10 protein-coding genes are annotated in these 7,323 nt (G+C 65.0%); 3 read left to right on the forward strand and 7 right to left on the reverse strand.

Going from position 1 to position 7,323, the window contains the following annotated elements; all coding sequences use genetic code 11:
- Positions 1–20 precede the first annotated feature (20 nt).
- Positions 21–200, forward strand: a complete 180-nt coding sequence (locus MOK15_RS16355) for a hypothetical protein (RefSeq protein ID WP_242932573.1) — start codon at positions 21–23, stop codon at positions 198–200.
- 3 nt (positions 201–203) lie between these two features.
- Here the strand turns inward: MOK15_RS16355 and MOK15_RS16360 are convergent, their stop codons facing one another.
- The 7 genes from MOK15_RS16360 to MOK15_RS16390 are packed head-to-tail and all read right to left on the reverse strand — an operon-like array spanning position 204 to position 5,711.
- Positions 204–569 carry a DsrE family protein gene (locus MOK15_RS16360; RefSeq protein WP_242932574.1) on the reverse strand — a complete coding sequence of 122 codons (366 nt, stop codon included), beginning with the start codon at positions 567–569 and terminating at the stop codon, positions 204–206.
- A complete protein-coding gene (locus MOK15_RS16365) occupies positions 557–1,324 on the reverse strand; it encodes a HesA/MoeB/ThiF family protein (protein ID WP_242932575.1) in 768 nt (255 codons plus the stop codon). The genes MOK15_RS16360 and MOK15_RS16365 overlap by 13 nt, the downstream gene beginning before the upstream one ends.
- On the reverse strand, positions 1,321–1,725 hold the full coding sequence (locus tag MOK15_RS16370) for a hypothetical protein (protein ID WP_242932576.1): 405 nt from the start codon (positions 1,723–1,725) through the stop codon (positions 1,321–1,323). Before MOK15_RS16370 ends, MOK15_RS16365 begins: the two co-directional genes overlap by 4 nt.
- Before the next feature lie 4 nt (positions 1,726–1,729).
- Entirely contained in the window at positions 1,730–2,185 is a 456-nt protein-coding gene (gene dut, locus MOK15_RS16375) for a dUTP diphosphatase (protein ID WP_242932577.1), read from the reverse strand.
- Positions 2,160–3,434, reverse strand: a complete 1,275-nt coding sequence (locus MOK15_RS16380; RefSeq protein ID WP_242932578.1) for a bifunctional phosphopantothenoylcysteine decarboxylase/phosphopantothenate synthase — start codon at positions 3,432–3,434, stop codon at positions 2,160–2,162. Before MOK15_RS16380 ends, dut begins: the two co-directional genes overlap by 26 nt.
- The gene (ubiB, locus tag MOK15_RS16385) at positions 3,431–4,972 is read right to left on the reverse strand and encodes a 2-polyprenylphenol 6-hydroxylase (RefSeq protein ID WP_242932579.1); all 1,542 of its coding nucleotides are present in this window, start codon (positions 4,970–4,972) and stop codon (positions 3,431–3,433) included. Before ubiB ends, MOK15_RS16380 begins: the two co-directional genes overlap by 4 nt.
- Positions 4,973–4,979: 7 nt before the next feature.
- A complete protein-coding gene (locus MOK15_RS16390) occupies positions 4,980–5,711 on the reverse strand; it encodes a class I SAM-dependent methyltransferase (RefSeq protein ID WP_242932580.1) in 732 nt (243 codons plus the stop codon).
- Between the two features lie 112 nt (positions 5,712–5,823).
- Between MOK15_RS16390 and mutM the strand changes: the two genes are divergently transcribed.
- Together mutM and rpsT are read left to right on the forward strand one after the other, a co-directional pair.
- Positions 5,824–6,636, forward strand: coding sequence for a bifunctional DNA-formamidopyrimidine glycosylase/DNA-(apurinic or apyrimidinic site) lyase (gene mutM, locus MOK15_RS16395; protein WP_242932798.1), 813 nt, complete (start codon positions 5,824–5,826; stop codon positions 6,634–6,636).
- A gap of 116 nt (positions 6,637–6,752) precedes the next feature.
- Complete coding sequence (rpsT, locus tag MOK15_RS16400; RefSeq protein ID WP_242932581.1) at positions 6,753–7,016, forward strand: 30S ribosomal protein S20; 264 nt, start codon at positions 6,753–6,755, stop codon at positions 7,014–7,016.
- The last annotated feature ends 307 nt before the right edge of the window (positions 7,017–7,323 follow it).

Genomic DNA, 7,323 nt, shown 5'->3' on the forward strand with positions numbered 1-7,323 from the left:
CCGGAAAGGAGGCAGGCTGGATGAAGGCGATGCGCTATATGCTGACCGCGCTGCTCTGCTATGCCGCCTTCTGGGGGGCCGCGCATGTCGGCATGTTGCCGGGGCTGCGCACCGACGCGGCGGCGGACATGTCTGCCAAGGCGATACCGGGCGCGGAAACATCGCACCGGATGTGGCGCTACCTGCCTATCATCCGGTGACGTTCAGGCGAAGAGCAGCCGCGCGCTATCGTCCGTCTGCTGGAGGAAGCCGACCGGCCCTCCTATCTCGATAGTAGCCGGCAGGTCATCGGTCGTCATGCCCGAAAGCGCCAAGCCGCTCTGGCAGGCGATGATCGCGACGCCCAGTCCCAGCGCCTCCTCCACCAGCATCGCCAGCGGCGGCAATCCGGCTGCCCGATGCGCGGCATCTTGCGGCGCGGCGATCGGCGCGCGCAGCAGCGCTACGGCATCCAGTTGCAGGAAAATCGCAGCCTCGCCCCCCAGGGCCGCCTGCGCTGCCGCCAGCACCAGCGCGCCGCGCAGCCGTTCCGCATCCGCCGTCGTGACGACGATCCTTAAGGAACGCATAGTTCCACGGCGCAGCCGGGACAGGCAGGGTCCTTCGCCACGTCGAGCGTGCGGAAGCGCATGGACAACAGGTCGGCGATCAGCAGCCTGCCCGCCATGTCCGCGCCGAAGGGGACGATCGCGCGGATCACCTCCAGCGCGGCGAGGCAGCCCATCGTGCCGGTGAGCGCGCCGATCACGCCCGTTTCGGCGCAGGTGCGTTCGGGCGCATCCTCCGGCGCGCCGACCAGGCAGCGATAGCAGGGCTTGTCCTTTTCCCAGCCGCGATAGGTGGCAAGCTGCCCCTCGAACGGGCCGACCGCCGCCGACACCAGCGGTATCCGCAGCCTTTGCGCCGCGTCGGCGACCGCCAGCCGCGTGTCGAAATTGTCGCAGCCGTCCAGCACCACATCCGCTTCGCGCAGGATCAGATCGGCATTGGTGGCGTCGATCCGGGCATTGATGGGGATCAGCTTTACGTCGGGATTGATCCGCGCCACGGCGGCCATCGTCGCCTCGGCCTTGGGCGCGCCGATATCGGCGGTGCCGAACAGGATCTGCCGCTGGAGATTGGACAGGGCCACCGCGTCATGATCGATCACGCGGATCGTGCCGACACCGGCCGCCGCCAGATAGAGGATCGCCGGGCTGCCGATGCCACCTGCGCCGATCACCGCAACGTCGGCGCCCAGCAATCGCGTCTGCCCCGCGCCGCCAATCTCCTTGAGGATGATGTGCCGGGCATAGCGTTCCAGTTGATCGTCGCTGAGCGTCACGGCGCGTCGGACCAGAGGAAGCGGACCTGCGAACGCATCCAGCGCGGTTCGGCCGCGCCGCTTTTGGGGAAGGAGTTACGCAGAGTGCCAAGGATGCGGCCGCTCACAAATTTCTCTACATCCGGGCAGCGTACATTGACTGGCGCGATCTTCAACGGCTTGCCGTCGCCCGACAGCAGGAACAGCATGTCGATTTCCAGCAATTGTGAGCCTTCATGGTTCACGGCGCCACTACATTCGCCGTGTCGATATAGACGGGCCACATCCTCCGACCAGCGCGGCGATATCTTGTGGCCTAGCCAGCCGTTGATGACGGGGACGCTGCCCAGATCCTGGGGCATGGGAATTGCGGCATCCGCCACGGGCGTCGCAGCCAGCATCAGTGAAAGCAGCATCGTCATCGCGTCACACCCCTGTCGAACCGAAACCGCCCTGTCCCCGGACGGTGTCGTCGAGACTATCGACTTCCGCGAAGCTGGCAAGCTGGACCGGCGCGACCACCAATTGGGCGATGCGGTCGCCGCGCTGGATGGGGAAGGGCGCGGCGCCCAGGTTGATGAGGATGATTTTCAGCTCGCCACGATAATCGGCATCGATCGTGCCGGGCGTGTTGGGCAGGCTGATGCCATGTTTGAGCGCCAGGCCGGAACGCGGGCGCACCTGCACCTCATAGCCTTCCGGGATCGCCATTGCGAAGCCGGTCGCCACGGCATGGCGGCCACCGGGGGGCAGCGTCAGTTCCTCGGCCGACACCACGTCCATGCCCGCTGCATGGGCGGTGGCGTAGGCAGGCACCGGCAATCCCTCGCCATGGGGCAGGCGCTTCAACAGGATTTCAACCGGGGCGAGAGGAGAGGGCATGGGCAACCTTTTCGATGAGTTTGTCGGCGACCTGGCCCTTGGGCATGGCAGGCCATGTTTCGATGCCGTCGGTGGTGACGATCTGCACGGCATTGGCGTCGCCGCCCATCACGTCACCCGACACATCGTTGGCGACGATCCAGTCCGCGCCTTTCCGGATGAGCTTGGCCTGGGCATGTTCGGCGATCTTCTGCGTTTCGGCAGCGAAGCCGACCAGCAGGGCAGGACGATGGGCATGGTGGCTGAGGGTCGCGAGGATATCGGGATTCTCGACCAGGGCGAGCGGGGCGGGCTGGCCCGATCCGTCCTTCTTGATCTTCTGTTCGGCGGCGTCGGCGGTGCGCCAGTCGGCGACGGCGGCGACCATGATCGCGGCGTCGGCGGGCAGGGCGGCTTCGACCGCGGCCAGCATCTGCCGCGCGGTCTCGACATCCACCCGGTCTACGCCCAGCGGGGTGGGCAACTGCACCGGCCCGGCGACCAGAGTCACCCGCGCGCCAGCCCGCGCGGCGGCGGCGGCGATGGCGAAACCCTGCTTGCCCGACGAACGATTGGCGATGTAGCGCACTGGATCGATCGGCTCATGCGTCGGCCCGGCGGTGACGAGGATATGCTTGTCTGTCAAATTTCCGTTCGGTTCGAGCTTGTCGAGAACCGACAGCGCATCACCGGCAAAATCGGGCTGGTCCGCCAGCGGATCGGCGCCTCTGGGCAGAGCGAGCAGCCGCTCGATCTCCGCAGCAATCGCCTCCGGTTCGGGCAGGCGGCCCTTGCCATACTCGCCGCACGCCATCTCGCCGCTGTCGGGTTCGAGGATATGGACGCCATCGGCATGGAGCCGTTCCAGATTGCGCTGCGTCGCTTTGTGATGCCACATGCGCACATTCATCGCCGGCACGGCCAGCACCGGCTTGTCGGTGGCGAGCAGCAGCGTGGTCGCCAGATTGTCGGCGATGCCGTTCGCCATCTTGGCGAGGATGTTCGCGGTCGCCGGTGCCACCACGATCAGATCGGCCTGTCGTGAGAGCTGGATATGCCCGATTTCCCGCTCTTCCTTGAGGTCGAACATGTCGCCAAAGACATGATCCTCGGTCAGCACGCCCAGCGACAGCGGCGTCACGAACTTCTCCGCGCTCTCCGTCAACACCGCCCGCACCGCGATGCCGCGCTTGCGCAAGGTGCGAACCAGTTCGAGCGCCTTGTAGGCCGCGATGCCGCCGGAGATGATGAGGAGGATGCGCTGGGTCATAGTCGTAGATATAGGAGCGCGGAGCCGAGCACGCCAGCCGCCGCAGCGATTGCCGCAACAAGCACATAGCGCCAGCCGCCACCCATGCGCATCAACTTTACCTCGCCCAGCGGGGGCGGGGGCGGGGCGCCGCCTTTTTCGGGGAAGGCGTCCTCGATCCGCTTGACCAGGCCCGGCAGCCGCTGGAGCGTGCGCCAGTTTTCGATCAGCGTGTCGGCCGCCTTCGCTTCCGGCCCCAGCTCGTCGCGCAGCCAGCCCTTCACATAGGGGCCGCTCGTCTCCCACAGGTTGATGTCGGGGTCGAGCGCGGTCGCCACGCCCTCCACCATGACCATCGTCTTTTGCAACAGCAGCAGATGCGGCTGGGTCTGCATGTCGAAGTCGCGGGTGATGGCGAACAGGCCGTCGAGCATCCCGCCGACCGACAATTCGCGCACCGGCTTGCCGCGCATCGGCTCGCCCACGGCACGCAGCGCGGTCGCGAATTCCTCGACATTATGATGGCCGGGCACATATTGCGCCTCGAAATGGATTTCGGCGACGCGCTTGTAATTGCCGGTGATGAGGCCGTAGAGAATTTCCGCCAGCCACATGCGCGCGCGTCGGTCGATCCGGCCCATGATGCCGAAATCGATCGCGACGATGTCGCCATTGGGCGTCACGAACAAATTGCCCTGATGCATGTCGGCGTGGAAGAATCCTTCCGCGATCGCCTGCCGCAGGAAGGCGTTGACCAGCCGCGCCGCCAGATCCTTCACATCATGGCCGGCGGCGATCAGCGCATCGCGATCGGAGATCTTGATGCCGTCGATCCATTCCATCGTCATGACCTTGCCGGTCGTGCGGTCCCAGTCGATCGCAGGGATGCGGTATCCTGGCATCGCCTCCATCGCTTCGCTGAGTTCGGACGCCGACGCCGCCTCGCGTCGCAGGTCCAGTTCGCGCACGGTCCATCGCTTCATATTGGCGATGACCAGCCGCGGGCGCAGGCGGGCGAGTTCGCCGCCCAGTTGCTCGACATGGGCGGCGGCCCATTCATAGGTCTGGATGTCGCGATTGAACTGGTCGATGACGCCGGGCCGGATCACCTTGACCGCGACGTCGCGACCGTCGGTGGTAAGCGCACGGTGCACCTGCGCGATCGAGGCTGCGCCGACCGGCACCTCATCGAAGCGGCTGTAGAGCGCATCGAGCGGACGGCTGAAGCTTTGCTCGATCTGCGCCTTGACTGTTTCGAACGGGACGGGGGGCAGGGCGTCTTGCAAGCGGAGCAGGTCGTTCGCCGCATGATCGCCCACCAGGTCGGGACGGGTCGCGAGCGTCTGGCCCAGCTTGATCGCGGCGGGACCGATTGCCTGGAAGGCGTCGGCATAGCGTGGCTGGTTGGGTACGCGCGCGCCGAAGCGGGCGATACGGACCAGCCGCCGCACGGGCGTCGGGGTCAGCGGATCGCGCTCGATACCGGTCAGCGCGCCATGCCGCGCCAGAGTGCGCCCCCATTTTACGAGGCGCCAGAGATGCGTGATATGCGCGGTCATGCGGGCGTCAAATCTTCCACCCGCTATGGATGGCGACCAGCCCGCCCAATATCGGCTCGACCTTGGTGTTCACGAAGCCGGCCTCGCGGATCATGGTTTCGAATTTGAGCATGGGCGGGAAGCGGCGGATCGATTCGATCAGGTAGCGATAACTGTCCGCATCGTTGGCGAAAAGCTTGCCCAGTTGCGGCACCAGCTTGTGCGAATAGCTGTCATAGACGTCTGAAAATCCCGGCCAGGTAGTGGTCGAAAATTCCAGGCAGAAGAATCGCCCACCGAATTTGAGTATGCGATTGGCCTCGCGCAGGGCCTGGTCGATATGGGTGACATTGCGGATGCCGAAGGCGATCGTATAGGCGTCGAACGCCCGGTCGCCAAAGGTCAGTTCTTCCGCATTCTGTTCCGACCAGATCAGGCCGTCATAGCCCTTCTTCTGTGCCCGATCGACGCCCACGGCCAGCATTTCGGGATTGATATCCGACACCGTCACCTGCGCGCCATGCCTGTGCATCCGGAACGCGATGTCGCCGGTGCCGCCCGCCATGTCCAGAATCTGTTCGCCGGCGCGGGGCTTCACCCGGCGCACGAACTGATCCTTCCACAAGCGATGCGCGCCGCCCGACATGGCGTCGTTCATCAGGTCATATTTGGCCGCGACATTGGAGAAGACCGCGCGGACCATGCCCGCCTTTTCAGCGGCATCGACGTCGCGATAGCCGAAGGATGCTGTGTCGTTCATGGGCATCGCTCTAGCCGCTGTTCCACCGCCATGCCAGTGAGAAGGCGCGTGGGGTATTTGCCCCTGTCCCTCGCCCCTATCCCTCAGCGGCGTACGTCCCTACATGGGTGCCATGCCAGAACTGCCCGAAGTCGAAACCACCATTGCCGGCCTGCGCTCCGTCCTTCAGGGAGCGGTGTTGGCGCGGGTCGAGCCGCGCCGCGCGGACCTGCGCTTTCCGATTCCCGTTGATCTGCGCCAGCGCCTGACCGGGGCGACCGTCACGAACCTGTCGCGCCGCGCCAAATATGGCCTGATCGAAACCGATCGGGGGGACATGATGATCTTTCACCTTGGCATGTCGGGCCGATGGCGCATCGACCCGGCGGAGATCGGGGCGCACGATCATCTGCTGCTGGAGACGGGCGGCGGTCGCCTCCTTTCGCTGAACGATCCGCGCCGCTTCGGGTCGATCGACCTGGTGCGGTCGGATACATGGACCAGCTACGCCCCCTTCACCCGCATGGGACCGGAGCCGCTGGGGCCGGATTTCGACGTCGCCCGATTCGCCGCTGTGCTGGAGGGCAAGGCGACCTCGATCAAGGCAGCCCTGCTCGATCAGAGGATCGTCGCGGGCCTTGGCAATATATATGTGTGCGAAGCGCTCAACATGACGGGGATCGCCCCGACTCGCGCGGCGGGAAAGATCAGTCGCCCGCGACTCGCCTTGCTGGTCGAATCGATTCGCGATGTGCTGGCCGCCGCCATCGTCGCGGGCGGTTCCACCCTGCGGGACTATGCCCGGCCCGACGGGGAGCTTGGCTATTTTTCCAAACAGTGGCGCGTCTATGGGCGCGAGGGCGGACTCTGCGCTTGCGGTGGCACGGTGCAGCGCCGAGTCGATGGGGGGAGATCGACCTTCTTCTGCCCGAAATGCCAGAAATAGCGCGGGTCCGAGCGGTTGACGGCCAGCGCGATCCTCTGTAAGGGGCGCAGCTTCACGAGGCGGGTCGGCACACCGGCGGGCCTCTTCCAGAGATTTGACGAGAACCGAGGAACAGAATGGCCAATACGCCGCAAGCCAAGAAGCGCATCCGTCGCAACGAGCGTCGCGCCGCAATCAATGGCGCCCGCATCAGCCGGATCCGCACCCTGGTGAAGAAGGTGGAAGCCGCCATCGTCGCCGGTGACAAGGCTGCCGCCGCCACCGCGCTGCAGACCGTCCAGCCGGAACTGGCCCGCGGCGTTGCCCGCGGCGTGCTGCACAAGAACACTGCCGCCCGCAAATTCGGCCGCCTGACCAAGGCTGTCAGCGCGATCGCCTAATCCCCTCCAAGGGATTGCTGAAATAGAAAGCCCGCTCCGGATCGCCGGAGCGGGCTTTTCATCGTTCATTCACACCCCTGTCATCTTTGGCACTCGCGCAATTCCCGCGATTCGACGCGCTGCACCACAAAAAGCGCTAGAATAATATTATGAAATATAAGGATAATTTGATTATCCCGTCTTTTCCGCGAGTTTGCTGAGTCAACGGCTTTATTTCACTTTTTTGAACCAAGGCACACTTGATCCGGTGGAGCGGCCCTGTCTATTTTGGTTCTCCGGCCGCTATTCGAATCACAATTTCCGGCGG

The organism is Sphingobium sp. BYY-5 (assembly GCF_022758885.1).
Lineage (GTDB): Bacteria > Pseudomonadota > Alphaproteobacteria > Sphingomonadales > Sphingomonadaceae > Sphingobium.